The organism is Rheinheimera muenzenbergensis (genome assembly GCF_036984005.1).
Lineage (GTDB): Bacteria > Pseudomonadota > Gammaproteobacteria > Enterobacterales > Alteromonadaceae > Alishewanella > Alishewanella muenzenbergensis.
Genome location: NZ_JALAAR010000008.1, coordinates 38,115 through 64,327 on the forward strand (window position 1 = coordinate 38,115; position 26,213 = coordinate 64,327).

Annotated in this window: 24 protein-coding genes and 1 pseudogene; 16 read left to right on the forward strand and 9 right to left on the reverse strand. The window is 47.3% G+C overall.

Going from position 1 to position 26,213, the window contains the following annotated elements; genetic code table 11:
• Nucleotides 1–4: 4 nt before the first annotated feature.
• From MN202_RS10565 to MN202_RS10610, 10 genes and pseudogenes are all read left to right on the forward strand, one after another.
• Nucleotides 5–4,204 (forward strand): RHS repeat-associated core domain-containing protein, encoded by a 4,200-nt coding sequence (locus MN202_RS10565; RefSeq protein ID WP_335736086.1) that lies wholly within the window; start codon nucleotides 5–7, stop codon nucleotides 4,202–4,204.
• A complete protein-coding gene (locus MN202_RS10570) occupies nucleotides 4,201–5,397 on the forward strand; it encodes an ADP-ribosylglycohydrolase family protein (protein ID WP_335736087.1) in 1,197 nt (398 codons plus the stop codon). The genes MN202_RS10565 and MN202_RS10570 overlap by 4 nt, the downstream gene beginning before the upstream one ends.
• An 80-nt stretch (nucleotides 5,398–5,477) precedes the next feature.
• Nucleotides 5,478–6,005: pseudogene (locus MN202_RS20625) on the forward strand (RHS repeat-associated core domain-containing protein); the annotation flags it as partial.
• Between the two features lie 78 nt (nucleotides 6,006–6,083).
• Complete coding sequence (locus tag MN202_RS10580; protein ID WP_472511568.1) at nucleotides 6,084–7,043, forward strand: zeta toxin family protein; 960 nt, start codon at nucleotides 6,084–6,086, stop codon at nucleotides 7,041–7,043.
• Nucleotides 7,030–7,341, forward strand: a complete 312-nt coding sequence (locus tag MN202_RS10585) for a hypothetical protein (RefSeq protein ID WP_335736089.1) — start codon at nucleotides 7,030–7,032, stop codon at nucleotides 7,339–7,341. Before MN202_RS10580 ends, MN202_RS10585 begins: the two co-directional genes overlap by 14 nt.
• Nucleotides 7,342–7,417: 76 nt before the next feature.
• The gene (locus MN202_RS10590) at nucleotides 7,418–7,738 is read left to right on the forward strand and encodes an RHS repeat domain-containing protein (protein ID WP_335736090.1); all 321 of its coding nucleotides are present in this window, start codon (nucleotides 7,418–7,420) and stop codon (nucleotides 7,736–7,738) included.
• A gap of 119 nt (nucleotides 7,739–7,857) precedes the next feature.
• Complete coding sequence (locus MN202_RS10595) at nucleotides 7,858–8,172, forward strand: hypothetical protein (RefSeq protein WP_335736091.1); 315 nt, start codon at nucleotides 7,858–7,860, stop codon at nucleotides 8,170–8,172.
• Nucleotides 8,173–8,434: 262 nt separating this feature from the next.
• Nucleotides 8,435–8,824 (forward strand): hypothetical protein, encoded by a 390-nt coding sequence (locus MN202_RS10600; RefSeq protein ID WP_335736092.1) that lies wholly within the window; start codon nucleotides 8,435–8,437, stop codon nucleotides 8,822–8,824.
• A 136-nt stretch (nucleotides 8,825–8,960) separates the two neighbouring features.
• Nucleotides 8,961–9,647, forward strand: a complete 687-nt coding sequence (locus MN202_RS10605; protein ID WP_335736093.1) for a DUF1266 domain-containing protein — start codon at nucleotides 8,961–8,963, stop codon at nucleotides 9,645–9,647.
• Nucleotides 9,644–11,383, forward strand: coding sequence for a tetratricopeptide repeat protein (locus MN202_RS10610; protein ID WP_335736094.1), 1,740 nt, complete (start codon nucleotides 9,644–9,646; stop codon nucleotides 11,381–11,383). Before MN202_RS10605 ends, MN202_RS10610 begins: the two co-directional genes overlap by 4 nt.
• A gap of 9 nt (nucleotides 11,384–11,392) precedes the next feature.
• Here MN202_RS10610 and MN202_RS10615 read toward each other — a convergent pair whose 3' ends face one another.
• A complete protein-coding gene (locus MN202_RS10615) occupies nucleotides 11,393–12,079 on the reverse strand; it encodes an NUDIX hydrolase (protein ID WP_335736095.1) in 687 nt (228 codons plus the stop codon).
• A gap of 208 nt (nucleotides 12,080–12,287) precedes the next feature.
• Here MN202_RS10615 and prs point away from each other — a divergent pair, with 208 nt between their 5' ends.
• Both prs and MN202_RS10625 read left to right on the forward strand, forming a co-directional pair.
• A complete protein-coding gene (gene prs, locus MN202_RS10620) occupies nucleotides 12,288–13,142 on the forward strand; it encodes a ribose-phosphate diphosphokinase (RefSeq protein ID WP_335736096.1) in 855 nt (284 codons plus the stop codon).
• Nucleotides 13,139–14,611 carry a nicotinate phosphoribosyltransferase gene (locus MN202_RS10625; RefSeq protein ID WP_335736097.1) on the forward strand — a complete coding sequence of 491 codons (1,473 nt, stop codon included), beginning with the start codon at nucleotides 13,139–13,141 and terminating at the stop codon, nucleotides 14,609–14,611. Before prs ends, MN202_RS10625 begins: the two co-directional genes overlap by 4 nt.
• Nucleotides 14,612–14,691: 80 nt before the next feature.
• Here MN202_RS10625 and MN202_RS10630 read toward each other — a convergent pair whose 3' ends face one another.
• From MN202_RS10630 to MN202_RS10650, 5 genes are all read right to left on the reverse strand, one after another.
• Complete coding sequence (locus tag MN202_RS10630; RefSeq protein ID WP_335736098.1) at nucleotides 14,692–15,084, reverse strand: MAPEG family protein; 393 nt, start codon at nucleotides 15,082–15,084, stop codon at nucleotides 14,692–14,694.
• 35 nt (nucleotides 15,085–15,119) lie between these two features.
• Complete coding sequence (locus MN202_RS10635) at nucleotides 15,120–16,217, reverse strand: rhomboid family intramembrane serine protease (RefSeq protein WP_335736099.1); 1,098 nt, start codon at nucleotides 16,215–16,217, stop codon at nucleotides 15,120–15,122.
• On the reverse strand, nucleotides 16,218–16,829 hold the full coding sequence (locus MN202_RS10640; RefSeq protein ID WP_335736100.1) for a hypothetical protein: 612 nt from the start codon (nucleotides 16,827–16,829) through the stop codon (nucleotides 16,218–16,220).
• A gap of 105 nt (nucleotides 16,830–16,934) precedes the next feature.
• Complete coding sequence (locus tag MN202_RS10645; protein ID WP_335736101.1) at nucleotides 16,935–17,978, reverse strand: patatin-like phospholipase family protein; 1,044 nt, start codon at nucleotides 17,976–17,978, stop codon at nucleotides 16,935–16,937.
• Between the two features lie 19 nt (nucleotides 17,979–17,997).
• Nucleotides 17,998–19,287, reverse strand: coding sequence for an anti-phage deoxyguanosine triphosphatase (locus MN202_RS10650; RefSeq protein ID WP_335736102.1), 1,290 nt, complete (start codon nucleotides 19,285–19,287; stop codon nucleotides 17,998–18,000).
• A 171-nt stretch (nucleotides 19,288–19,458) separates the two neighbouring features.
• On the opposite strand from MN202_RS10650, the gene MN202_RS10655 reads away from it, so the two are divergent.
• Entirely contained in the window at nucleotides 19,459–19,767 is a 309-nt protein-coding gene (locus MN202_RS10655) for a YebG family protein (RefSeq protein ID WP_335736103.1), read from the forward strand.
• Here the strand turns inward: MN202_RS10655 and MN202_RS10660 are convergent.
• Nucleotides 19,764–21,158 carry an alanine/glycine:cation symporter family protein gene (locus MN202_RS10660; protein ID WP_335736104.1) on the reverse strand — a complete coding sequence of 465 codons (1,395 nt, stop codon included), beginning with the start codon at nucleotides 21,156–21,158 and terminating at the stop codon, nucleotides 19,764–19,766. The two genes, MN202_RS10655 and MN202_RS10660, sit on opposite strands and share 4 nt — an antisense overlap.
• Before the next feature lie 155 nt (nucleotides 21,159–21,313).
• Here MN202_RS10660 and MN202_RS10665 point away from each other — a divergent pair, with 155 nt between their 5' ends.
• Nucleotides 21,314–22,240 (forward strand): cation diffusion facilitator family transporter, encoded by a 927-nt coding sequence (locus MN202_RS10665; RefSeq protein WP_335736105.1) that lies wholly within the window; start codon nucleotides 21,314–21,316, stop codon nucleotides 22,238–22,240.
• Nucleotides 22,241–22,273: 33 nt separating this feature from the next.
• On the opposite strand, the gene MN202_RS10670 is transcribed toward MN202_RS10665, so the two are convergent.
• On the reverse strand, nucleotides 22,274–23,488 hold the full coding sequence (locus MN202_RS10670) for a pyridoxal phosphate-dependent aminotransferase (RefSeq protein WP_335736106.1): 1,215 nt from the start codon (nucleotides 23,486–23,488) through the stop codon (nucleotides 22,274–22,276).
• Nucleotides 23,489–23,730: 242 nt separating this feature from the next.
• On the opposite strand from MN202_RS10670, the gene MN202_RS10675 reads away from it, so the two are divergent.
• Both MN202_RS10675 and MN202_RS10680 read left to right on the forward strand, forming a co-directional pair.
• Nucleotides 23,731–24,594, forward strand: coding sequence for a glucosaminidase domain-containing protein (locus tag MN202_RS10675; protein WP_335736107.1), 864 nt, complete (start codon nucleotides 23,731–23,733; stop codon nucleotides 24,592–24,594).
• A 1-nt stretch (nucleotide 24,595) separates the two neighbouring features.
• Nucleotides 24,596–25,240 carry a DUF2987 domain-containing protein gene (locus tag MN202_RS10680; protein ID WP_335736108.1) on the forward strand — a complete coding sequence of 215 codons (645 nt, stop codon included), beginning with the start codon at nucleotides 24,596–24,598 and terminating at the stop codon, nucleotides 25,238–25,240.
• Between the two features lie 24 nt (nucleotides 25,241–25,264).
• On the opposite strand, the gene ttcA is transcribed toward MN202_RS10680, so the two are convergent.
• Entirely contained in the window at nucleotides 25,265–26,185 is a 921-nt protein-coding gene (gene ttcA / locus MN202_RS10685) for a tRNA 2-thiocytidine(32) synthetase TtcA (RefSeq protein ID WP_335736109.1), read from the reverse strand.
• Nucleotides 26,186–26,213: the final 28 nt, after the last annotated feature.

Genomic DNA, 26,213 nt, shown 5'->3' on the forward strand with positions numbered 1-26,213 from the left:
CGCCATGACGCAATCGCTGCAGATTAAAAGTAACAGCACTCAAATGTATCGCTTTAGTACAGCTAAAAGCGGTGCCGGCAGCTTGCAACAATTTGCGTCAGTAGCTGCAGCCCAGGCGTTTTTGCAAGACTACTTCACCGGTATGGGATCTGGTGATACCCGTGCGTTGGCTGAGGTATACAGTTGGTTGGGCGGTGGTTCGGCGCAAATGTCAGTGATCAATGTGCGCAATGAGGTACTACAGACGCTGGCAGAGGCTATTCAGGCTGGCAAGCTGTTTGTATTCGAGATGCCCTTGCCCAAGCCGGATATCGGTGCAGAAGCCAGTGCGCCGGCTGCAAAAAAAGCCGCCGCAGCAAAACCGGCCAATCCGGGCGGGCGGGCTACAGATGCCAGCAGTGATGCGCAGCAGACTGCCGCCGTATGCACTGATAGCGGCACCAATGCCGCTGATGTTGATATGCCAGACGGTGACAAGCTGGTAACCTGCGGCGATCCGGTGGCGATGTGCAATGGCGAAGAAATTCTGCAACTGACCGACTTTACCTTACCCGGTGATTTCGCACTGGAGTTTATACGCAGCTACCGCTCATCGCAAAGTGCCGAAAACATTGGCCTGGGTTATGGCTGGCGCAGTAATTTTCACCAACATATCGTCAGCCGGGTAAATGATAACGGCGAAGCGCAGCTGGTGTTACATAACGAAGAGGGCCGGCGTTTGCCGTTTGCCCTGCCTGAACCGGGCCAAACCAGCTATCAGCTGGCTGAGGCATTGGCGCTGCGCCACGAAAGCGATGGCAGCCTGGTGTTGTTTAAACCTGATAATACGCATTGGGTGTTTGTACCCGCTAAAACAGCTAGCAATGAGCCGGCGCGCTGGGCATTACACCGCATTACCGACAGCCTGGGCCATGTGTTGCAATTGTATTATGACAAGCTGCAGCGGTTAAGCCGGATAGATTACAGCCGCAAACGCGCTATAGAGCTGTTTTACAATAAGGCTAATTTACTCAGCCGCATCGAGGCGGTCGCGGTAACCGAGCAAGGGCTGGCATCACTGGAGACGCCGCTGGCACAGTATCACTACGATGAGCAGGCTGATCTGATCGCGGCAACCGATGTAGCACAGCAAACTGAACATTACGGCTACACAGGTCACCTGTTAGCTGTGCGTCAGCGAGCCAGTGGTTTTAAGCATTATTTCAGTTGGTTGGGTGAGGGGCCCGCTGCCCGTTGCAGCCGCAATTGGGGGGATGATGGCTACTACGATTATAAGTTTGTCTATGATGACAGCCAGCGCATGGCGACCAGCACCGATAGCCGGGGCCAGTGCTGGCAGTATTATCATGACGAGCGTAACCAGCTGATTAAAAAAGTAGCACCGGATGGTGCTACTACGCTGTATAGCTGGAACAGCCAGGGCAAAAAAAGTGCGCAAACCGGGCCTGACGGCGCGACAACGCGGTATTACTACAATGAACATGGCCAACTGAATACCATAGAACAGGCCGATGGCGCTATTAGTCATTTTCAGTACAACGAGTTGGGCCAACGCTGCGGTTTTACCGATGCTGAAGGCCGGCAGTGGCGCCGGGAATACACTGCAGCCGGGTTGCTACTGGCTGAGTATGGCCCGGATGGCAGCACCAGCCGCTATCAATACAATGAAGATGGCAAGCTCAGCCAGGTGCAGTATGCCGATGGCCGCCTCGAGCAGTACCTGTGGGACGATGAAGGCCAGTTGCTGGCCCGCAAACAGGGTGACGCCATTACCCGTTACAGTTACGACAAGTTGGGCCGCTTAAATGGTATTGCCGATGCCAGTGGCTTAGTTACAGAATACCTGCGCAACGCTGCCGGCAAGGTGTTGCAGTTAAAACAGTACGCTGCTGATAACGAAGAGCACGCCATTACCGAGCAATTGCAGTACGACAGTGCCGGACGCTTAAGCAGTAAAGTCAACGCGCTTGGGCTAACAACGCGCTGGCAATACGAAGGTTTGAGCCAGCCGGTTGCCATGTTGATGGCAGATGGCAGTGCGCTTAACTACGAGTATGACAAAGAGCGTAACCTCAGCGCTATTATGCGCAGCGACGGCGCACGCTATCAGCTGGATTACGATGGCTTAGAGCGGCCGGTGAAGTTGCAGGGTTTTGATGGCCGGGTACAACAATACCAGTATAATCTTGATGGCAATATAGTTAGTGTCGCCGATGGTACAGAGCGGCAAATCAAATTTAAGCGTGATAAGCGTGGCCGTATTGTCGAGCAAACGGCACTGCATAAGCAGCAACTAAGCAGCAACCACTTTTACTACGATAAACTCGGCCGGCCACTGCGGGCCAATAACGCCGCACGTAAACTGCGTTTTAGCTACCATGCCAATGGGCAGCTTAGCGAACATTGGCAGGATGACTGGCGCACGCTGCACGACTATAACAAAGCTGGCCAACGGCTAAACACCACCTTGCCTGATGGCACCAGAGTAGATTTTCGCTACAACGAACAAGGCTTATTGTCGCAACTGGCGCTTAACCAACAACCTGTTATGTGGCGTAGCTTCGATGCCGCAGGGCGCGAAACGGCCCGTGAATATCAAAGCGGCCTGCAACTTAAGCAACAGTTTGATGCGTTTAACCGTTTAACCGGCCAGCAGTGGCAACATGGCGACAGCAGCCATAGTCGGCAGTATAGCTATAGTGTGTTACATCAGCTGCTATCGGTTACGGATAACCAAGCCGGTAACACGGTTTATCAGTACAATGAGCTGGACCAGCTGGTTAGCAAAAGCCAAAGCCACGACAGCGCGCAAAACGAATCGCTTCAGTGGGACAGCTTTGGCAACCCGAGTGGTGAAGGCATCGTGGTCAAGCAAGATCGGCTGTTGCAGTATCAGGCCAACCACTATCAGTATGATGACAGTGGGAACCAAACCGCCGCAGCCGCAGCCGGTAAACGCCAGCAGCGGGAATACAACGGCTTTAACCAGCTAACGGCACTAAGCAATACTAATTCAGCTGGTGTTGTGGTAACGCGTTACGAATATGACGCCTTTGGCCGCCGTAGCGCCAAGATAACGGCCAGCGGGCGCACCGATTATTTGTGGGAAGGCAACACCCTGGTTGGCGAATATAGCCAGGGCGAGTATCGCTGGTATCTGTATGAGCCAGGTAGCAATAAGCCGCTGGCATTAATAAGCGGCGGGAAGCTGTATTTTTACCAGTTGGACCAGTTAGGCACACCGCTTAGCCTAACCGATAGCGAAAACAACATCGTTTGGCAAGCGTACTACAGCGTGTTTGGTAAAGCCACGCTGACGGTTAACACCATAGACAACCCAATCCGCTTTCAGGGCCAGTACTATGACAGCGAAAGCGGGCTACACTACAACCATTTCAGGTACTACGACCCACAAACCGGCCGTTTTATCAGCCAGGATCCAATAGGGCTGTTAGGGGGCATTAACCACTATCAATATGCGCCTAACCATATCAACTGGATAGACCCGTTGGGTTTGTGTGCGAAGGAAACTATACCCTTAATTCCAGACAACTTTGACTTTCTGACTAACAAGTATACTGATCCTGTTAATGCTGAACAGGTAGGGCATAATAAAGCAGTTGATATTGAAAATCTGATTAAAAAACACAGTAGTAGTGTGTCTGCTGGTAATGAGTTTGTTGCTAATGCACAGGCTAAGTATGAATGCTCTGCGTTAAAGGACTTACTGGATTACCATGAATTTATTGCGATTCGGGCATATACAGCATCTTATTATGAGTATATAAATCCGGCTTTAAGGGCTGGTAATCCTGGCGAATGGTCAGGTTTGGTGGAAAGCGCAAATTCAGGTATTAATAAGCTGGCAAATACTGAGCAATATTCACATGATGGTCCAGTAACCAGAGGGGTGACCTTAAGCGATGAACTGGTAGAGGAGCTATTTCCCGAGGGTGGTGTTTTTACCGAAGAGGCATTTATGAGTTCCTCTTATGATGCCAATAAATCTTTTGATGGAAACGTAAATATTACAGTACTGTCAGCTAATAATGCTGGCAACGTTTGCGGAGTGTCAGTGTTTGAAGATCTTGAAGCCGAAATGCTATTTAGAACAGGTTGCGAGTTTGATGTGGTAAGTAAAGATAAAGTACTTGATAAAGAAGGTCTTCCTGTTTGGAATGTTGTTTTGAAGGAACGCACATGAAGAAGTTATCGCGAGATGAAAGAGAACGATTGACTGTTGCAAATCTTGATTTAATGCACGATTTAAGATTATTTCGTGACGATTTAGATTTTCCCCCTTTGCATGACAGAATGGATGAAGGTTCTCGTCGAATTATGTACTGGTTAACAGGGTATATAACACTTCGCATAAGCCGAGCTGATCAAGGTAAATGTAAGGCTTATCTCGACACTGTTGGACAAAATTCTTCATTACTTGCTTCGAAATTTCGTGGTGCTTTACTCGGCTTGGCGTTGGGCGATGCCTTAGGTACAACATTAGAATTCAGCGCCAGAGATAGCAAGCCTATGGTGACCGAACTTAGCGGTGGTGGGCCTTTTAACCTTAAACCCGGCCAATGGACGGATGATACTAGTATGGCGTTATGTTTGGCACATAGTCTTGTTCGTTGTGAAAGTTCAAATGTTGCTAATCAAATAAAGCTTTATTGGTATTGGTGGCGAGAAGGAGCTTTTAGCGTCAACGGCGAGTGTTTTGATATTGGCAATACGGTGATGTCAGCACTGTATAAGTACGAAACTGATAAAACCGTCTATGCTGGCTCTACTTCGCCAGATACGGCAGGTAATGGCTCATTAATGCGGGTAGCGCCTGCAGCGTTATTTGCATTTAGCTCACCGAAAGAAGTAGCCCGCATATGCGGTGAATCATCACGCACCACCCATGGTGCTGTTGAAGCCGTCGACGCGTGTCGCTATTTTGGCGTATTAATTCATGGCGCAATAAGAGGCGTACCAAAGCACAAACTAACAACAGAGCTTTATACACCAACTATAGGCATGTGGGACGGCAGAGCAGTACTGGCGCCTAAAGTGGTTGAGGCCGCATTAAACGCACATAAAAAGACACGCGACCAGATAAAATCAAGCGGCTACGTTATTGATACGCTGGAGGCGGCTATTTGGGCATTTCACCATACGGATACCTTTGAAGATGGTGCTATTTTGGCGGTGAACCTGGCAGGAGATGCCGATACTGTTGGTGCAGTGTACGGGCAACTTGCAGGTGCGTATTATGGTGAAATGCAAATTAATCCAGAGTGGATAAGGTCGCTGGCGAAGTTTCACATTTTTTATCTGTATGCTGACAAATTGCTACGGTTTGGTGTGTGTGACATGTTGGGTGATAGCAAAGTTGAGTGGAATAACGACTGAGGGGGGGATGAACTAGATAACTTCCGGATCATAGATAGTGATAACCAGCTAATGGCAAACGCCAGCAGCGGGAATACAACGGCTTTAACCAGCTAACGGCACTAAGCAATACTAATTCAGCTGGCGTTGCGGTAACGCGTTACGAATATGACGCCTTCGGCCGCCGTAGCGCCAAGATAACAGCCACTGGTCGCACCGATTACTTGTGGGAAGGCAACACCCTGGTTGGCGAATATAGCCAGGGCGAGTATCGCTGGTATCTGTATGAGCCAGGTAGCAATAAGCCGCTGGCATTAATAAGCGGCGGGAAGCTGTATTTTTACCAGTTGGACCAGTTAGGCACACCGCTTAGCCTAACCGATAGCGAAAACAACATCGTTTGGCAAGCGTACTACAGCGTGTTTGGTAAAGCCACGCTGACGGTTAACACCATAGACAACCCAATCCGCTTTCAGGGCCAGTACTATGACAGCGAAAGCGGGCTACACTACAACCATTTCAGGTACTACGACCCACAAACCGGCCGTTTTATCAGCCAGGATCCAATAGGGCTGTTAGGGGGCATTAACCACTACCAATATGCACCTAACCATATCAATTGGATAGACCCGCTGGGACTTTGTGCAAAAGAGGATGGCGATAGCTACGAAGCCCGCAAAGCAGCGCTAGCAAACAGCAACGGTGCAATGACTACACTCGATGCTTTTAGTGAAGAACACGCGACGGGTGATCCTTGGAATAAAGCTGCAGTTGATGAAAACTGGATAAAAGAAAGGCAACAACTGCATAATCAAATATTAGATACGGCGACAACTGAAGCGTTAGCTAGAACGCAAGTTGTTGTAGGTGCCCCCGCGATACATGCAATGCGGGGTAATACTGGTGCTGGCAAATCTAGATTGAAGAAATCTGGGGTGATTCCTGAATTGGTGCAAGGTGACATTCCAGTTATTAATCCGGATGACTTTAAACCAGTCTTAATCAATGAAGCGAAAAAAGATGGTATAGATCTAACCCATAATCAGACACATTGGGAAGCGGCAATGCTTGCCGATAAACTTAAAACTGAGTTGCTTAAACCAGAGAATAAAGAACAAGTGCCATCAATTATTGTGGATAAACGACTTGGAGGCCTCTATGAAATTGAAAATCTGCACAAAGAAGCACTTGAGACAGGACGCCAATTGAATGTCTTTGATGTTGATGCTCCGCTAGAAATGTCGTTGCTCGGTGTGTTGCTAAGAAAGCCTGGTGGAGATGACCCCATAGTACCATTCGATGTTGTTGCAGGAGGTTTCATCGCTGCGCGAGGTAATAGAGACCAATTCGTTCAGTATTACGAAAAAAATCCAAGCTTAGGTCGTTATGAGTTATATCATACGCTGCCAGACGGAAATAAAGAATTAGCTGCTGTCGTTTTTAACGGTAAAACGTCAGTAACTAATTTTGATGCATATGAAGAGCTGACAAAAAATCCGAAGCTAGCAGTTGATGATCTTACAGAAAAGGTGATTAATGACGATGAAATTGCCAGAGTGACCTGTTCTTTACCCGAAGGAAAGTTTAAGGCTGATGCTATAAACGCACTAAGCGCCAACAAAGGGAAAACGTGGAAGCAAGCTATTGACCAGCATGGAAAAAATTAGTGGTGATTCTATGAATGAACATGACAGAAAACTGCAAGAAATTAGAGCAAAGAATGAAGTTGAAAGTAAGAAAATTTTAAACAAAGCAATGGATGAAGCTCGTCTAATAGGAAAAGAACCATTCAATTTGCAAGAGTTACAAAGGTATTGGAGTTTTCGTTATCAAAACACCCTTACTCCTACTCAAGTAGACAGGGCTATGCAAGACATTGAAAGAGATTACTACTTGTTGGGTAAACGTTTTATGACCATGGAGCAGTATGGAAAGTATCTGATGGAAATGGAGTTGTATCGTTAATGGGTAAATCAGTTCTTTAGTTTTTTTTTGAAAATTACGTCCGCTGATTGGCGTCGGCCAGCTGTATTTTTACCAGTTGGACCAGTTAGGCACACCGCTTAGCCTAACCGATAGCGAAAACAACATCGTTTGGCAAGCGTACTACAGCGTGTTTGGTAAAGCCACGCTGACAGTTAACACCATAGACAACCCAATCCGCTTTCAGGGCCAGTACTATGACAGCGAAAGTGGTTTACACTGCAACCATTTCAAGTACTACGACCCACAAACCGGCCGCCTTATTAGCCAGGACCCGATTTGGCTGCTGGGTAGTATCAACCACTGCCAATACGCACCGAATCATATTAACTGGGTAGACCCGCTGGGTTGCTATGTAAAGAGAATTTGGAATCGGTAAAGGTTCTGTATTCATAGAAAGAATACATAAACTTGATAAGTCTGGTCAGACTGAAACTAAATAGGAAGTAGTTTGACTTGCAAGGGCTCTGTAGCAAAACATGATAAGGTAAACTACCAATGAGTAAAAATAATTTTTCGCCAGAGCAGATAGAAAAAAATAGGTGCGGTCAAGAAATTCTTGAGATGAGATTTCGTGAACAGCAAGAGAAACTGAAAAAGAAGATTGAAGAAGGCCCCTTAATTGGCAAAGATCCATTCAACTTGGAAGAGCTTAAAAAATACTGGAGTTACCGTTATGAAAGCTCCTCTACGCAAGATGAAATTGCCGACGCCATGAAAGAAATTGAAAGAGATTACTATTTGGCCGGCGATGAATTTATGACTATGGAGCAGTATGGTAAATATCTGATGCGAATGGAGTTGTATCGATAACAGTTAAATGCACCGTGAAAGGTTTATGATACGGTACTAATTTGACCTCTAAGGCCGGAATAGCGCAAAATCGAGCTAACCACATCAAACATAATTAAAAAAAGTTTCGCTCGATAGTTAAAACGTTAACACTTCCATTGGTTTTAAAGTGCTAGTTTACATTGTAAACCTGTCGTTTACATTACGGTTATCCTGAGTTAGTATACTGCGCCGATTTTGGCAAGGATGTTCGGATGAACACTATACTACTCAGGAACTTATGATGAAACACCTTCTGCCTTTTACCCTGTTGGTTAGCCCTCTGTTTGTTAATGCTGATGAAGCCGTATGTAAAGTTATGGACGTTGCCAGCTTGTCGTACGTCGAAAACATTCAGGTTGTAGCGGAGGCAGATGTCGGCGCTATTTACCAAACAAAAACAGACAAGCTGCTAGCGTTTGCTAAAGAGCACAAACTGGAAGAGTTTAAAATTATCAGCCAGGATGCCACGGTCAGTGCAAATTGCTGCGGTAACTTTGGCCTGCAGGTAAATATAAATTATCAGGTGACTTATAAGCCAAGCTACCAGGCGTTTACTGCGCTGCAAAAACACAGTGGCTCAGGCATGGTATCTACCTACCGCACGGGTATGGAATCGTGCACTGATAAATAAAGAATGAAAGCGCAAATTGTCAAACGCTGAAATAACAAACAAGGATGATTATGTCGTTTTTAGCAGCCGCCACGCATTGGGTAGTTGATGCGCCCTACGAAATTGATGCCCGTGCTCATGAAACGGAAAGCCCGCTATGACTCAGCTATATAACCCTGAAGGTTACCAACAACATCAATTATGGTGTTTGGGGTTAAGTGCAATACTGACGCAAGTTAACGGCCAGCGGCATGATGTACTGCTGCACAGTGACGCTGAAACCTTTGCACGCGTTCTGAGCGGTTGGTGGGATATTGTTGATAGAACAACCTATTTTGAAAATGTTCAATGGCTGGTCGAGCAGGGGCAACGGCAGGTGTTTAACAGCCTGTTTCGAGCTCAGATGTTGATGCCGGAGCATGAATGGCGATTAGTCGCTGAAACGTTGCGTCAGCAAGATACTAAACAATATCAACGCGAAATGTTGGTCAGACATTACCGCTCGGTTATCGGCTCTGGCGGTATTGCCGCCTGGGATTTTGGCAGAGTAACGTCTTTAGCGCGCATGGCTGCTACCTGTGGCTATATTTCAGAGCGAGAAGCCTGGGATGAAATATATAAACAAGCTAATGCAGTACAAAAAGTGTTTAGTAACTGGTTTGAATATGGGCACAGCTATCTTATAGGGCGTCAGTTTGCCATGGGCAACTTAGACGATGAAAAGGGAAAGAGCACCATAGCTATTACACAACGATTATTAACGACCGACGACAGTCCCTGGTGCCGGCATCCGCAATTTGGCCAAGCTACCGGCGTCAACGTTGCTGGGGAAACCTTACAATGACAACCTGTGAACATATTGATTTACCGCTATTGCGTGATTTAGCGCAGCAAAAACAATGGCTAAAAATTGACGCCTATGTTGATTCAGCCAACCTGTCTGCAGACTTGGCAGAAGCCACCTATTACAAAATTGTCGCTTTACTTAATCTGACGGAAAAACGTCATGGCGTTGAATTACAGCAGTTGCTGCTGCAGCAAATTGAATCTGGAAATAACGTTCTGCTGTATCAAAAGCTGCTAACTGACATTTTACTTGAGACTGCTCAGTATGAGCGGGCGATGTCATTGTTACTGTCTTTACCAAAGCAAGAACAGCAAGGCGCTGAGTATTTTCATAAGTTGATTATTTGTGCTAAGGCATTGTCAAAAAAAGATATATTGGCATTTGCCATTCAACAATATCACTATTCTGTCAGCATTGAGCTAACTCAGGCTGGTAAGCATGAGCAGGCCAATCGGTTTTTAAACGAAATTGTACATACCGAACCGGAAAATCAGTACTACAGATGGTTATTGGCTACAAATTTTCAACTGCTTGGTAAGCATGGATCTGTTATTGAGGTAGCACAAAGCCTGGATGGTGACTTTGTCGAAGAATCTCTAAGATTACAACTGCAGACAGCGTACTCGACGACACAACCTGACCAGATACAAAAGCATGCAAAAGCGCTGCTGGCTATAGTTGCGGATGATATACAGGCTTTACATGCGTTGGCGGCAGCTGCATCAATGCAAAATAATACGCTGGAGGCGCTGCGGCAATATCAGGTAATTCTTGAGTTGTATCCGTTTGATGTATTAGCGTCACTGAAATCAATATTTCTGTCGAAACAATTGGCACAACGGCCGCTAACGGCGTTGCGGGAAACATACAATGAGGAAGAATGCTTACTGTTGAGTAAAGCTTTATTTAACGCAGGTTATAAAGAGTACGCATTGTCCATAGTTGAAGAGCGTTGTGTTGTCGAACAGCCTCAGCAAGAAGCGCTGTTACTAACCGCAGATTTTCGGGCACAAATGTACGGTGATATTGAAGCCTTTAACTTTTTGCAAGAACATAAGAAAAAGTGGTTGAAATGGCCCAAGGTGAGCTTTGAATATGTACGGTATGGTATTGAAGTTATAGATAATATTGACAAAGAAAACAGCTGTAACAAAAATCTGCCGGAGTATTTCAGAGATGAGGTTTTATCCTGTTTACACCAGGTGATGCCCGATTTAAGTAGAGAAGAACAGATTGTTGCCCGTTATCTGATACAGGAGGCTCGCTATCATCTGACTCGAAATTTCATTTATTTAGCCACTGACGAGTACTCGTCAGCAGAAAATGACTATTTGGCTTATGCCGCTTTAGTTAGCAGAGATGGCATGGCTTATAAGCGGTTAGCGCAACTTAAATTGGCAGCCGATGACGTAACAGCGGCCCAGGAATATGTTGTACTGGCAAAACAGCGGCATCAGTATTGCTTCTTTTTACATTTTGTTTCAGCGAAATTTTATAACCATTGCAGTCAATGGGACGAGGCGATCAAACAAGCAACGGATGGCATAAATATGTATGCCACAGGGCACTATGTTTTTTTACATATTGAGCGCTGTATTGCGGCTACGCAGTTAGGCAACACCGATTTAGCGCAGATGGATCTTGAAATTATTTCTACATTTGCCAACCACAGTGCAACTTATGCAAAGCTAAAACAAAACCTCGATCAGACTTTAGCGAAAGGCGCAAACTAGGCTGGCTTTTTAAGCGCCCATATTTCGGCTGAAATGCGTGATATCGACCCCGGGCTTTAGCTGATAAAGCTGAGCTTGCCTGCCGCCAGAGACCTGCTTTTGCTCGGTTAGGGTAAACATGTCGCTGGCTTCTATCCGCCGCATCAGGCTTTTGCGCTGAATGTCTTTACCCAGAATAGTTTCAATAACCATTTTTAACTGGCCCACGGTAAAAGTGGCTGGTAAACAAAATACCGGCAACATGCTGTACAACGCTTTTTGCTGCAAGCGCTGATGTGCCTGGGCAATTATAAACTGATGGTCAAAGGCCAGTGTTAGCTGCGTTAGTTGATCAAGCGGCCACCAACTGGCATGGGAAACACTGTTGATCTGGCTACTAACCGGCGTGTAGGGCAGTAGCGCAAAAAAAGCCAGACTGACACTGTAACCGCGCGGATCGCGATCTGCACCTGAAAATACCTCTAACTGTTCAAGATAAGCTGGTGTTAGTCCGGTTTTCTGCTTTAACTTGCGCATAGCGCAGGCTTCAACGTCCTTATCGAGCGCAATATCGACAAAACCTCCGGGCAAGCTCCAATTATTGTGGTAAGGAGCAATCGCACGTTTCACCAGCAATACATAGAGCCTGGCATTATTTATAGCAAACATCACATTGTCGACAGTAAATAGCGGTTGGATAAAACCTTGCTCAGTCATAACTTGCCCTTAATAGTGTCACTAGGACACTATATTCTTAAGTGCTGCAGTTTTCCAGCTTGTTATAAAAAAAATATCTAACGAATCTACTGGTCATGTGTGTCCTAAAGACATATATTGAGTGTCGTTAAGACACTAACTGAATTTGTATCAGGTGTTACTCAAGTGTTTATTGAAGTGATATTATTCGCTGTTTTTAGGAGCTGCTATGGAAAACTGCCGTAACATGGATTTTTACGTTTTGCCGCCGACTGAAAATTGCGGCTATCAGCAATTTTGTTTTGGTGCCGGTGAAAACCACATTCGATTAACGGAAACACCGGCGCACAACGTTAAGCTGTTGTTTCGTTATCAAGGTGACGCCTCAGTTATGCAGTTATTACTGCTGACCGATGCACTGAAGCGGGCGGGTGCCGCCAGTATTGATTTATTTATGCCGTACTTTCCGGGGGCGCGGCAAGACCGGGTTTGTAACCCTGGTGAGCCATTGTCGGTGAAGGTGTATGCCAGCCTAATTAATGCCCTGCAATTTAATAGCGTAACGGTATTTGATCCACACAGCGATGTGACCGCTGCATTACTGAACAAGGTGCAGGTGGTTAAAAACCATGCTTTTGTTCAGGATGTGGTAAACAGCCTTGGCCGTGATATTACGCTAATTTCTCCGGATGCCGGCGCTAATAAAAAGATCTTCGAATTGTCAGCTTTTTTAGGCGGGGTACCGGTTGTAAGAGCAGATAAAATTCGCGATGTGCGGGACGGTAAAATTGTTGCCACTGAAGTTTTTGCCGACAGTTTGCACGGCGCTACCTGCGTGATTATTGACGATATTTGTGCCGGCGGGCGCACCTTTATAGAGCTGGCAAAAAAATTAAAAGAAAAAGGTGCTGAAAGCATTGTACTGGTGGTATCGCACTATGAGGGCAGCGCTAAAGAAGACGCACTGCGGCAAAGTGGTATTGATAAGGTGTACTGTACCGATAGCTTAGCGGTGAAAGGTTCTGAATTTGTAAGCGTAACTGCGGTTACGCCGTTTCTGATTACACAAGGAGAAGTAAAATGAAGTTAAATCCTGTTATCGCCATAGATGGTTATAAAGTTGATCACCGCCGGCAATACCCTGATGGCACCCAGCTTATTTTCAGTAATTTAACTGCCCGTGGTACCAGACGCAGCTATACCGACAAAATGGTGTTTTTTGGTCTGCAATATTTCATTAAAGACTTTTTGATAGACAGTTGGAACCGTGATTTTTTCCAGCAACCAAAAGAAACGGTTATTGCCGCCTTTGAAAGACGCATCAACAATTACCTGGGGCCAAACCAGGTAGGTACAGCGCATATTGCCGACTTGCATGATTTGGGCTATTTACCGATTAAAATACTGGCGTTGCCAGAGGGGAGTGTTTATCCGTTAAAAGTGCCTTGCCTGACTATCTATAACACTGACGAGCGCTTTTTCTGGTTAACTAATTATCTGGAAACTATTTTGTCAGCTAATGTCTGGGGTATGTGTACCAGTGCGACGACAGCGCATCAGTATAAAAAAATCCTGACGTATTACGCCAGCGAGACGGACGGCAGCACTGAATTTGTTAACTGGCAGGGACACGATTTTAGCTTCCGCGGCATGTTTGGTGTGCAGGCTGCGACAATGAGCGGAGCGGCTCATTTGCTTAGCTTTACCGGCACTGACACTATTCCGGCGATAGATTTCTTAGAGCAATATTACAATGCTGACAGCGACAAAGAGTTAGTCGGCGGCAGTGTAGCGGCGACCGAGCATTCAGTAATGTGCGCCGGTGGCATGGAAAATGAGCTGGAAACCTTCCGTCGGTTAATTGAAGACATTTACCCGCAAGGCATAGTTAGCATCGTATCTGACTCATGGGATTTCTGGCAGGTAATGACAGATTTCACCGTGAAATTAAAAGCTAAAATTTTAGCCCGGGATGGCAAAGTTGTGTTTCGTCCTGACACCGGCTGCCCGGTAAAAGTTATTTGTGGTGATCCTGATGCACAGCCTGGTAGCCCCGAGTTCAAAGGTGCGATTGAATGTCTGTGGCAGGTGTTTGGTGGTTCTACCACAGCTAAAGGCTACAAAATACTCGACCCCCATGTCGGCTTAATTTACGGTGACTCTATTACCATAGAGCGTGCTGAAGCCATTTGTGCCGGTTTACAAGCTAAAGGCTTTGCGTCAACCAATGTGGTATTTGGCATAGGTAGTTACACTTATCAATATGTAACGCGTGATACCGATGGCTTCGCTGTCAAAGCGACCTTTGCCAGGGTGGACGGTGTCGACCGGGAAATCTTTAAAGCACCGAAAACAGATGACGGCACCAAACGCTCTGCTAAAGGTTTAGTTGCAGTGTTTAAAGATACTAACGGTGAATATTACCTGAAAGATCAAGCCAGCTGGCACGATGTTGCTAACTGTGAATTTAAGCCGGTGTTTGAAAATGGTGAATTGCTGATCAATCAAAGCTTAAGCGAAATACGTCAGCGTTTGGCCGCTGCTATAAACTAACGACTAGTACTCATTAAGACAGATACCACGGTTAACGGTATCTGTCTTGTCATAGTGCGTATTAAAATACTTACCAGCTACTACAGCAACACCGCACGTCCGGCAATCACAAACGCAGCCACGATACCCACCAGCCACATGACTGAACGGGTGGTGGCGTAGTCGAGCCAGTAACACAGCAGATAGGCGATGCGACTGGCGATAAACACCCAGCCTAAAATAACGATGGTTTGATCTACTGCATTTAAGCCTACAGCGGTAAATACAGCGCAGGCATAAATTAATAAGGCTTCAAAGCTGTTGTAATGTGCCGCGTTGGCGCGCTGGCCAAAGCCTTGTAGTGTTGCTTGTTGCGCCCGCGGGTTATGGTTGTCGTATCCGCCGGACTTTTGCATGGCAAACGCCAGCGGTGCTTTGGCCAAAAACGGCAGTAGCATGGCAATAAACAGTGTTAGCAGCAAAGAAGTTGTCATTAAAAGCTCCGTTACAGGCCTGGCCTGCGATAGGGTTAACGTTGTATTTTCGCCTCAGGCTGCTGCAATAACTGTAGCAACGGGTTTTGCGCCAGTACTTTTTCTTTTAGCAAGACGCCCACCACTAAACCTGCTGCCAGACCGCCTAAATGCGCCCAGTAAGCTACGCTCAAATCTTCCGCCAGTAAGCCCAGAATATTAAGTGCCGCCCAGATAGCAAAGTACCAGGCCGGATTGAGCTTCTTCTGCCAGACAACAAACATAAAGGTCAGGCTGGCGTGGCGAAACCACAATAAATACATACCAAATAAGCCAGCCACGGCACCACTGGCGCCTACCATGAGTAAATCGCGATCTACCAGGTAACACATCAGCATTTCAACCAGTGCAGCGGCAACACCACACAGCAGATAAACCGCCAGAAAAGCCCAGGGTCCCAGTGCATCTTCCAGATTGTCGCCAATGATCCAAAGAAAATACATATTGCCCAGCAGATGCAAAACGCCGCCATGTAAAAACTGGTAGCTAAGCAGGCTCCACCATAAATCGCCCTGACCCAGTGCCACAGAATCTAACGCAAAAACGCTAAACACCTGTTCGGTAGCATGCTCATCAAAACCATATAGCAAGAAAATAATGATATTCAGTGCCAGCAAGGTCCAGGTAACCAGCGGCGTGCGCTGCGGTTTAATATTGTACTCTTTTGGCATTTGGGTAAAAAATTGAAATAACCAGCTTTTTGCACAGACTTTTTTATTCAGCTCTGTTAATGCTGCCTGTAGCTTAGGTGCGGCCAGTACTTGCTCAGCTTCATTGCCATCTACCCAAATACCGTTGCAGTGGCTGCACTTGTCTAACGTTACCTGGTAATCTTTCAACAGATGAAACTGCTGCATTTTTTTATCACAGCGATGGCAATGATACTGATGTTGCTCCAGTTTTTCGCCAAAACCTTGCTTTACACAATAGGCATCTGTTAACGCGCTACTGTGGGCTATGGCATCGCTCAATTCCTTATCGTCAAACCACAGGCCGTTACACTTTTGACAGCGGTCGACTTGCTGAGCGTGTAACTCAACAGTTTGGAGTGACTGGCCCTGACAACAAGGGCAATATAACTGTGCTCGTTTCACTTAATCTACCTCAACATTTTGCTGTGCCAGCGCTTGTTTCAGCTGATGGGTGTCAGTTTCAAACAACGGCAATACCTGCGTTTGCATATGGGCTACCTGGGCTAATAACAGTTTGGAGCCGTGATGGCTGCTGTAAAAGCTGCTTTGAATTTTAAGATGAATATCATTAACTTCACGATAGAATTTACGGCTTTCGCTTAGTAAAACAGACGGCGTTTCCAAGGTGGCGGGGGAGAACTTCATACTTTCCCAGACAAAGGTGTCCAACTGCAGGCCAAAGCGTTTGATGTTGTGCGCGCCGGCACCTTTAATCTGTTCGGTATATTGCTGGATTAACTGCAGGTTATCGCTGAGCTCGTGTTGCAATGATTTACGCAGGTAATAGTTACTTTTGTCGCTTTGGATCTGCTCAAACGTAACGGCTTGCTGTAAGCCCTGCTGAGCCGCCAGATAGACGCCCAGCACAGTGGCAACAATCATAGAGATCTGGCTTACCCAGAAACTCAAATTAGATATTTCACCTTGTTGTAAGGCTAAAGCACGGTTTAACCGGCGGCGTTGGTTGCTCTCAACCAGTTTAACCGTATTGGTAATAGGATCGCGTGCAGCCATGTTACTTCCCTGAAACTAAAACAGGCGGCTAGTTTAACCTGAAAAATCAAACCGCTAACAGTATATTGATATGTTGCTGCGCTAACTGGCGGAAAATTCGCCACTTTATATCGCTTCCAGCTGAAAGTCTCCGCGTTGCAGCGCAATAGCCAATTCATGTGAGCGATTAATCACCTGCTGCCAGTAATCGAGCCTGATATTGTCTGGTAATTTAAAATCGTTACGATCCGGAATTTTGCCAAAAGGTAAAGATTTCACCCAGCTATCTGACGGGCACAGCAATACCACATTGTGTAAATGCGCCGGCTTGCTGCGGCGCCAGCTTAAAGCTTTATCAAACCAGCCTGGAGTCAGGTGCGGGTAAAAATGCGGGTAAAGTACCAGGCCATCGTCCGTAAACGGCAAGTCAAAATGGTAGTCAGTTACCCCGCCATCATAATACAAACCCTGGCCGGCGCCGGCGATATTTTCTATCGGGTTTAATACCATGGGTATAGCGCCGCTGGCCAACACCGCCTGACGCAGATTTTGCTGGTTTAACTCAACGTGTTGGGTAGGCAGTATGCCGGCGTAATGAAAAGGTGCCGGCTCGCCCGGGCTGTGAAACAGCACGCGCTGAAAAAAATGCTGCAAATGTTTACGGTGCAGCAGATTAGCGCCGGCAGCTAAGGTAAGCACACCCGCCTGCAGCAGTTTATGCCGTACGGTAGACATTCGCCGCGCTTTGGCGACAACCAGATTCAGTTTAACAACCGGGTTTGTCAGCACCTCGGTAATATGCTGCTCTGTTGGTAATACCGCATCAATAATAGCGGCAGAAAGTTCGCTAATAAGGTTAATATCCGCATTTTTGGGGTAGCAAATCTGGCTGTAGGCCTGACAAAAGCGTTGTGATGCCGCAACAGGATCAGCCTGAGCAAAGCAGGCAAAACGCCAGGCACCAGCCGAGCTGCCTAAAATATGCAGTGGTGTGCTGCGGCCTTGAAAGAATTCGCCAAATAAATACTGATCCAGGCCAAACAGACTAAACCACTTCGGCCCGCCGCTGGCGCCAACCATTACGTTAAAGTCAGCCTGATCCAAACCATGTTGTTTAATACGTGCCAGTGCAGTTGGCCCGGCCAAAACGCGTAAAACCGATGTTGTCACTACAACTTATCCTTAGTTATTAAACGCCGCTGGCGTAAAGGCGGCGGTACATGTGCTCGGCATAATCATCTGTCATGCCGGAGATATAGTCACAGATCACCCGGCTTTTTTGCTCGTTTTCAGCCTGCTGCCAACGTAACTGGGTATTGGCCGGTAGCAGCCGCGCCGGATCTGAGCTGAAGGCATCAAACAATGCCATCAGCATGTTTTGACAGCGAAAGCGTGATTGCTGAATATCGGGTTTTAAGATGACGCAGCGATATACCAGCTGTTTTAAACATTGCAAAATGGTCAGCGGCGCTGCCGCCAGCGTAGCGTTATAGCGCACCAAAGGCTCTGCTGCCTGCGGCAATACTTCTGATAGCGTAACTGCACTTATCAGCATATTTACCAGTGAGCCAATCGCATCTTTTCGCAAGTGATGCTGATTACTGAATAAATCGCTGCCAATTTGCTGCAGCACAGGTTGTAACTGTTTTGGCAATGCCGCCCAATCATCGGCCGTATGCTGCTGCCACTGTGCCTGGCTGATATTTCCCAGCACTATGGCATCTTCTAAATCATGCACACCATAGGCAATATCGTCAGCTAACTCCATGATAGAGGCATCCAGCGATTTATAGCGTGATTTAATGTAAGGCGATTTCTCCAGCTGTTCGGTGCTTTGAAACAATACGCGATCTTCGGTACTCAGCGGGGCTAAGATCCAGTCTAAAATGTCGGCGTCAGCAGCAAAAATGGCTTTGGCCGGCTGCCAGGGTGTTAAATTTAGCGGGTTTATGCCGGGCAATGGCTGTTGTTGCAAATCGGGCTGCAGCACCGGATACTTTAATAACCCCAGCAAGGTGCGGCGTGACAGATCCATACCGTGCGCCAGCGTATAGGGTTCCAGTTTGGCTACGATACGTAACGTCTGGCCATTGCCTTCAAAGCCACCGGCGTGCAGCATCTTAAAGTTAAGTGCCGTCTCACCGCCATGGCCAAAAGGCGGGTGGCCAATATCGTGTGCCAGACACAGCGCTTCCATCAGGCTGTCGTCGGGCAGTATGGCAACCAGTGCAGCGGAAACCCGGCTGCGTAGCTGACTAACCAGGCCGGTACCTATTTGTGCAGCCTCCAGCGAGTGTGTTAGCCGGGTACGGTAAAAGTCGTTTTGGCCAATACCGAGGATCTGCGTTTTTGACTGCAGCCGGCGAAACGCTGCCGAGTGCAGAATGCGGGCGCGATCGCGCTGCCAGGGCGTACGCTGATCACCAGGTCGGTTATTACTGTTGCCAAAACGGCGTTCAGACCAAAGCTGCTGTGTCATGATTATCCTTGTTAATTCAACGCGCAAAGCGCTTATCCCCGCATGGTACTCGCCTGGCTATAGTACGTTAACTGGGGTTAAACTTCGAGTAGACAAAGGTGGCAATAAAAAGATTAGACAGTTCTGTTTTTATACTGTATAAAATAACAGTAATTAAAACAGGAGGCACAAATGGCTGTTATCACCAGATATGTAGTAGAACGCAATGGAGTGGAAAAAATGACGTTTACTTCAAAAGCAGAGGCGGATGCCTATGACAAAATGCTGGATACTGCGGATGAACTGACAACCTTTTTAACCAATAGCAAAGTACTGGCTGACGACACGGTTACAGAAGCGTTAGCCTTATATATGGCGCAACAAAAAGACGAATTGCTGATAGCTTTAGGGGCAAAAAAAGCACCGGCTAAAACAGATAAAGCTGCCAAAACGGCTGCTGAGCCAAAAGCAAAAATTGCTGCAGTAGAGCAGGCCGCTTAAGCGGCCTGTGTTGTTTTCCAGTAAGCGCGTAAGTCGGCTTTAACTTCGGGCAGCAGCAAATACAGAGCGAGAATATTTGGTACCGCCATTAAAAAAATCATCGAGTCGATAAAATCAAATACTGCCATGATATTGGGTACGGCACCAACTGATACGATAAAGCAAAACAGCACCTTATACAGTTGGGTTAAACGTTTATCCTGCCCAACCAGATAGCGCCAACCGGTTAAGCCGTAATATGACCAGCTGATCACTGTAGAAAAGCCAAATAGTAGTAACGCTACCATCAGCACCCAGGGAAACCAGCTAAATACCGATGCAAAAGCGCCGGAGGTAATTTGCACACCATCAAGCCCTGGAGTTTGGTAAGCACCGGTGAGGATAATCACCAGCGCGGTAATAGTGCAGATAACAACGGTATCGATAAAAGGCTCCAGCAGAGCAACAAAACCCTGTTTTACCGGCTGATCGGTTTGCGCCGCAGCATGCGCTATAGGTGATGAACCAATACCGGCTTCGTTAGAGTAGGCTGCGCGGCGAAAGCCCTGGATAAGCACGCCAATTAAGCCGCCATAACCGGCCTCCGGGCTGAACGCGCTTTGCACTATTAACAATAAAGCTGACGGAATAGCGCTGGCATGGGCTGCCATTACGCATAACGAAGCCAGTAAATAAACCGCGCACATTAGCGGAACCAGCATACTGGTGACACGGGCTATGCTTTTGATACCGCCAATGATTACCGCCGCGACCAGAGCGGCATAAATAGCGCCAAACAGCCAGGGATCTGCAAAACCGGTTACCGTTTTTACCTGCACAAACCCCTGATTAACGTGCACAAAACCGGCAGAGCCAAAAATAACAAATACCGAAAAGGCCATCGCCAGCACAGTGCCGGTTAACGGCAAATTGCATTTATCTAATGCGGCTTTGATGTAGTACATCGGGCCACCGGATACGCTGCCGTCGGCATTAAGTTGCCGGTACTTCACCGCCAGTGTGCATTCAACAAATTTGGTCGACATCCCCAGCAAACCGGCGACAATCATCCAAAAGGTCGCACCCGGTCCGCCCAGGCTAATGGCAACCGCAACGCCGGCAATATTACCGGTACCGACAGTACCTGACAGTGCGGTACTTAGCGCCTGAAAAGGGGTGATCTCACCTTTGGCGCCAGTGCGCTTATTGTTTTTCAACAAGCGGATAGCATGGCCAAAGCCGCGTACATTAATAAAACCAAGATAACAGGTAAAAATAACTGCGCCACAAACCAGCCAAATCAACACCAGTGGTATGCTGACACCGTTAATATCAAACGCATAAAACACTACACCGGCAAGATAGTTGGTCAGGCTTTCAAAAGCCTGGCTAAAAGAAAAAGCAGTTGTCATTTATTATTAGCAGTATGGACGGCTGTAGAATGCTGTCAGACTACTGTGTTATGTAAACAGATACAAGTACGAAGATAATTCGCGCTGTGACATTGTATCTGCCTGATTTTACTTTTAAGCTGGTTTAAATTGACTATCAGGCTGCTTCGTTAGTTATGACGCAACACGCTCATCCGCCGCATTCACATGCATCGCACCAACATCCGCATGGCCACAACCATACGCCGGCTGAAAGCAGCAATATTGCGCTGGCGTTTTGGCTTAACTTTGGTTTTGCATTAATAGAGATAGTCGGCGGCATCTTGACTAACAGTGTGGCGATTATTGCCGATGCCATCCATGATCTGGGTGATAGCCTGGCGATAGCCTTTGCCTGGGTCGCCAGTAAGGTTGCGGCGAAACAACCAACTCAGCGTTACAGTTATGGTTACCGGCGTTGGTCGCTGCTCAGTGCGTTAATCAGCGGTGTAATTTTGTTACTCGGCTCAGCCTGGGTGCTGTCTGAAGCTATACCCCGGTTATGGCAGCCACAATTGCCGCATGTCGGCGGTATGTTTGCGTTAGCCATTTTAGGAGTAGCGGTTAACGGTATGGCGGTGCTGCGGTTACGCAGTGGTAAAACCCAGAACGAAAAAGTGCTGAGCTGGCATTTACTTGAAGATGTGCTGGGTTGGGTTGCTGTACTGCTGGGTTCTGTTCTGATGTATTTTACCGGCTGGGCCTGGCTTGATCCGGCACTGAGCATCGCTTTTACGCTGTTTATTTTGCTAAACGTGTTAAAAGCCTTACGTCAGACGTTAGCGCTGTTTTTGCAGGTAAGCCCGGATCTACAGCTACAACAACAAATCAGCAACCAGTTATCCGGGCTGGATTTTGTCGAATCTATTCATCATCTGCATCTGTGGTCTCTTGATGGCGAGCAGCATGTGCTGACGATGCATGTAGAAATTGCCACGCCGGCCAATGCTGAGCGGCAATTGCATTACAAACAACAAATAGCGGCAGTGTTGGCACCCTACAAATTGAGCCATACCACAATCGAATTTGAAATCAGTGGTGAGCATTGCCGTGACGGCAAATAAAAAGGCAGCCAGGCTGCCTTTTTTGCGGATAATTTACTGGCTGTAACCGGGTAAAAACTGTGCCAGCTTAGCAATAGCCGCTTCCAGTTGTTCTTTATGTGGCAAGAACACGATGCGAAAGTGGTCCGGCTCCGGCCAGTTAAAGGCTCTGCCGTGCACCAGTAAGACTTTATGCTGGCGCAGAAAATCCAGCACAAACAGTTCATCATCTTTTATACGGAATTTCTTGCGGTCAATTTTCGGAAACAAATACATGGCACCTTTGGGACGCATGCAGCTAATGCCGTCAATTTGTGTTACCAGTCGGTGCGCCAAATCCATTTGCTCATACAAGCGTCCGCCTGGCACCACCAGCTCGTTAATGCTCTGGTAACCGCCCAGTGCGGTTTGCACGGCGTGCTGACACGGCACATTGGCACATAACCGCATTGACGCCAGCACGTTCAGGCCTTCAATATAGTTGCGCGCCAGGCTTTTTGCGCCGGAAATAAATAACCAGCCAACGCGAAAGCCGGCAATACGGTAGTTTTTTGACAAGCCACCAAAGGTTAGCATGATCAAATCATCTGCCAGCGACGCTGTGCTGACATGCTCAGTACCGTCGTACAGCACTTTGTCGTAAATTTCGTCGCTCAATACCACTAAGCGGTGTTCACGGGCTACTTTTAACAGCTCCAGTAAAAAGGCCTTGTCGTATACGGCGCCGGTAGGGTTATTCGGATTAATCAGCACTATGGCTTTGGTTTTTTTCGTAATTTTAGCCTTGATATCAGCCAGATCCGGATACCAATCTTGTTGTTCATCACAGCGGTAGTGCAAGGCTTTGCCGCCGGCCAGATTAACGGCGGCTGTCCAAAGCGGATAATCAGGCGAGGGCACCAGTACTTCGTCGCCGTTGTTCAGCAGCGCCTGCAGTGACATCAGTATTAGCTCTGACACGCCATTGCCAATATAAACATCGTCAGCGTCAGCACCCAAAATACCACGTTGCTGATAATACTGCGCCACCGCTACCCGGGCGGGATAAATCCCTTGCGAGTCAGTGTAACCCTGTGCAGTGGGCAGGTTGTGGATCACATGCTTTAAAATTTCATCCGGGGCCTCAAAACCAAAAGGCGCCGGGTTGCCAATATTCAGTTTAAGAATACGGTGGCCTTCTTCTTCCATGCGCCGGGCTTCTTGTGCCACAGGGCCGCGGATGTCGTAACATACGCCGTCTAACTTTGATGAGCGCTCAATCGGTTTCATAACAATGACCTTAAAACTCCACTTTCTATACGTCCGGACTGCTGAATAACCAAAGCTATACGGTGTCATACCCAAGGTGCGCTGGCAATGGGCAAGGTCGGGCAAAATAGAAAAAAACTGCACTATTTCAGTTTTTCATCGTATAAAACTACGCTAGCAGGTAAAATGGCCACTTTATATTGTAATAAATTGGTTAGCAAAGCAGTGCATTATGCAGTGCAGTCGTAGCCTCAAGGTGATAGATGTTTTTAAAAAGATTGATAATACTGTTGTTTTGGCTGGCCGTAGTGGCGGCGGCAGTCAGCCCTTTTACTGAGCTTGAACCGGTAAAACAGCTGGACTCGCTGGAGGATTGGCAAAAGCCAAACCGTCTGACGGCGCTAAGCGCTGCCGATCAGAAAAAGGTATTAGCCCGGCTGGCGTATACGCAACCTGCGGTGGTATTTAAGCCATTGCCGGATTTTAATCTCATCAGCAATATCACCGATAGAAAACGGGCGTTTTTCAATTATTTGCGGCCATATGTGAAGCGTGAAAATGCCCGTTTGCGTTCGTTGCGTGAGCAATTGCTCGATATACAACAGAAAAAGCAAAAACGCATGCGTGTTTCTCTGGAGGAATATGCCTTCCTGTACAGTTTGTACGATGAATTTCGCATGGATGTAGCCGAAACCGATCAAACCATGCTGCAGGAGTTGTTAAAGCGGGTAGATATAATACCGGACACACTGGTACTGATGCAGGCGGCCAATGAATCAGCCTGGGGCACCAGCCGCTTTGCCGTCGAAGGCTATAACTTTTTTGGCCAGTGGTGTTTTCGCGAAGGCTGTGGCCTGGTACCGCAATCCAGAACTGAAGGGCAAAACCATGAGGTCGCCAAATTCAGCGGTCCGGGCGCCAGCATAAAAAGTTATTTTTACAACCTGAACACCTTTCATACCTATGACACACTGCGCACTATCAGAGCCAGGTTGCGCAGCGAAGGTAAGCCCGTACGAGGCGAGGCGTTAGCCGCTGGTCTTGGGGCCTATTCAGAACGTGGGCATGAGTATATTGCTGAAATCAGCGGCATGATCCGTTTTAACCGCAAGCTGCTGGAAGAATAATATGCGATCTTTGTTTATGCTGCTTACGCTGCTGGCAATGCCGGCCTATGCTGATTTGCAGCTGCACTATAACGGCTTCTATGGTCGGATGAAAAAACTACAGCAACCCGAATACAGTGATATAACGCTGGCATTTGCGTTAATTGGCGAGCGCAGCGGCCAACCTTGCCGCTTTTATAGCCTGAAATTGCTAAGTGATCAGCATGATATCAGCCTCGATACTGCCGGCAATGGCGAAATCAGTCTGCCGTATGATGAAGCGTTAAAGAACAGCAATGCGCTACTGCAGGTGTATCAGGCAGACAATGCAGAGCCCTGCCAGGTGCAGTTTCGGCTGCGTTCGCGGATGCGTCTGCCAATGACGTTAGACTATGCCACTCTGGCACATTACCAGCAGCAGTTTGATGTATTGCTGGATGATATGGCGGGTCTGGGTAAATACTGGTTGCCTGATGTAGCCGGCGTTATTGTGCAGCTGGCTGATGATGATACACCGACCTTAGATCCGGCGGCTAAACGCATAACAGTGTGTGAAAAAGATCGCTGTGAAATTAAACTCGATGATGCAGCTGCAATGTCAGGACACTGGCAGTTTAGCCGCCGGCCTTTGTACTTGCTGCCGCTGATAAACAATGGCACGCCCTAAAGGCGTGCCTTTGTCGTAATCCGCTTAGCTCAGCGCAATAATTTGCACCGGGCTATCGGCATCACTATTGTCTTCTGTATCAAGGCCTACTGGTACTGCCGGTACCGACTCTTTATCAAAAGCGGTATCGCGTTCAGTCAGTTCGGTGTCTTTAGTCAGTGCAGCAAAATTAAACAGCGCTTTATCTGCCATATGTGACGGCACTATGTTTTGCATGGCCTGAAACATGGTTTCAATCCGGCCGGGAAAACGTTTATCCCAATCCTGCAGCATCTCTTTCACCACCTGACGTTGCAAACCGTCTTGTGAGCCGCACAAATTACAGGGGATAATCGGAAACTCGCGCGCAACAGAGTATTTTTCAATATCTTTTTCTTTGCAGTATGCCAAAGGTCGAATAACGATATGCTCGCCATTGTCGCTTACCAGCTTAGGTGGCATTGATTTCATCTTGCCGCCGTAAAACATGTTCAAAAACAGTGTTTCGAGCATGTCATCGCGATGATGACCCAAAGCAATTTTAGTCGCGCCCAGCTCTTTAGCTGTACGGTATAAAATGCCACGGCGCAGACGCGAACACAGCGAGCAGGTGGTTTTGCCTTCAGGAATTTTTTCTTTCACAATCGAGTAGGTGTCTTCGGTGACGATTTGAAAATCTACCCCTATGCTACTCAGATAAGCCGGCAGTACATCGGCCGGAAAGCCTGGCTGCTTTTGATCCAGATTTACCGCTACCAGCGAAAAGTTAACCGGCGCAGATTGCTGTAAGTTCAGCAAAATATCCAGCAGGGTATAAGAGTCTTTACCGCCGGATAAACACACCATCACCTTGTCGCCTTCTTCAATCATATTGAAATCGGCTATCGCTTGTCCGACACCACGGCGCAGACGTTTATGCAGTTTGTTCAGATTATATTGAGCTTTGGCTTGGGCGGCGTGCGTCATAACAGTTACCACTGATAAAAATGGCGCA

Excerpts from the sequence above, each read along its gene's own strand:
- prs (WP_335736096.1), top strand. The coding sequence starts at position 12,288 with ATGGAAAACTGCCGTAACATGGATTTTTACGTTTTGCCGCCGACTGAA.
- MN202_RS10585 (WP_335736089.1), top strand. The coding sequence starts at position 7,030 with ATGGAAAAAATTAGTGGTGATTCTATGAATGAACATGACAGAAAACTG.
- MN202_RS10580 (WP_472511568.1), top strand. The coding sequence starts at position 6,084 with ATGACTACACTCGATGCTTTTAGTGAAGAACACGCGACGGGTGATCCT.
- MN202_RS10640 (WP_335736100.1), bottom strand. The coding sequence starts at position 16,829 with ATGGCTGCACGCGATCCTATTACCAATACGGTTAAACTGGTTGAGAGC.
- MN202_RS10680 (WP_335736108.1), top strand. The coding sequence starts at position 24,596 with ATGCGATCTTTGTTTATGCTGCTTACGCTGCTGGCAATGCCGGCCTAT.
- MN202_RS10670 (WP_335736106.1), bottom strand. The coding sequence starts at position 23,488 with ATGAAACCGATTGAGCGCTCATCAAAGTTAGACGGCGTATGTTACGAC.
- MN202_RS10605 (WP_335736093.1), top strand. The coding sequence starts at position 8,961 with ATGACTCAGCTATATAACCCTGAAGGTTACCAACAACATCAATTATGG.
- MN202_RS10600 (WP_335736092.1), top strand. The coding sequence starts at position 8,435 with ATGAAACACCTTCTGCCTTTTACCCTGTTGGTTAGCCCTCTGTTTGTT.
- MN202_RS10595 (WP_335736091.1), top strand. The coding sequence starts at position 7,858 with ATGAGTAAAAATAATTTTTCGCCAGAGCAGATAGAAAAAAATAGGTGC.
- MN202_RS10565 (WP_335736086.1), top strand. The coding sequence starts at position 5 with ATGACGCAATCGCTGCAGATTAAAAGTAACAGCACTCAAATGTATCGC.
- MN202_RS10675 (WP_335736107.1), top strand. The coding sequence starts at position 23,731 with ATGTTTTTAAAAAGATTGATAATACTGTTGTTTTGGCTGGCCGTAGTG.
- MN202_RS10660 (WP_335736104.1), bottom strand. The coding sequence starts at position 21,158 with ATGACAACTGCTTTTTCTTTTAGCCAGGCTTTTGAAAGCCTGACCAAC.
- MN202_RS10650 (WP_335736102.1), bottom strand. The coding sequence starts at position 19,287 with ATGACACAGCAGCTTTGGTCTGAACGCCGTTTTGGCAACAGTAATAAC.
- MN202_RS10615 (WP_335736095.1), bottom strand. The coding sequence starts at position 12,079 with ATGACTGAGCAAGGTTTTATCCAACCGCTATTTACTGTCGACAATGTG.
- ttcA (WP_335736109.1), bottom strand. The coding sequence starts at position 26,185 with ATGACGCACGCCGCCCAAGCCAAAGCTCAATATAATCTGAACAAACTG.
- MN202_RS10570 (WP_335736087.1), top strand. The coding sequence starts at position 4,201 with ATGAAGAAGTTATCGCGAGATGAAAGAGAACGATTGACTGTTGCAAAT.
- MN202_RS10625 (WP_335736097.1), top strand. The coding sequence starts at position 13,139 with ATGAAGTTAAATCCTGTTATCGCCATAGATGGTTATAAAGTTGATCAC.
- MN202_RS10610 (WP_335736094.1), top strand. The coding sequence starts at position 9,644 with ATGACAACCTGTGAACATATTGATTTACCGCTATTGCGTGATTTAGCG.
- MN202_RS10665 (WP_335736105.1), top strand. The coding sequence starts at position 21,314 with ATGACGCAACACGCTCATCCGCCGCATTCACATGCATCGCACCAACAT.
- MN202_RS10630 (WP_335736098.1), bottom strand. The coding sequence starts at position 15,084 with ATGACAACTTCTTTGCTGCTAACACTGTTTATTGCCATGCTACTGCCG.
- MN202_RS10655 (WP_335736103.1), top strand. The coding sequence starts at position 19,459 with ATGGCTGTTATCACCAGATATGTAGTAGAACGCAATGGAGTGGAAAAA.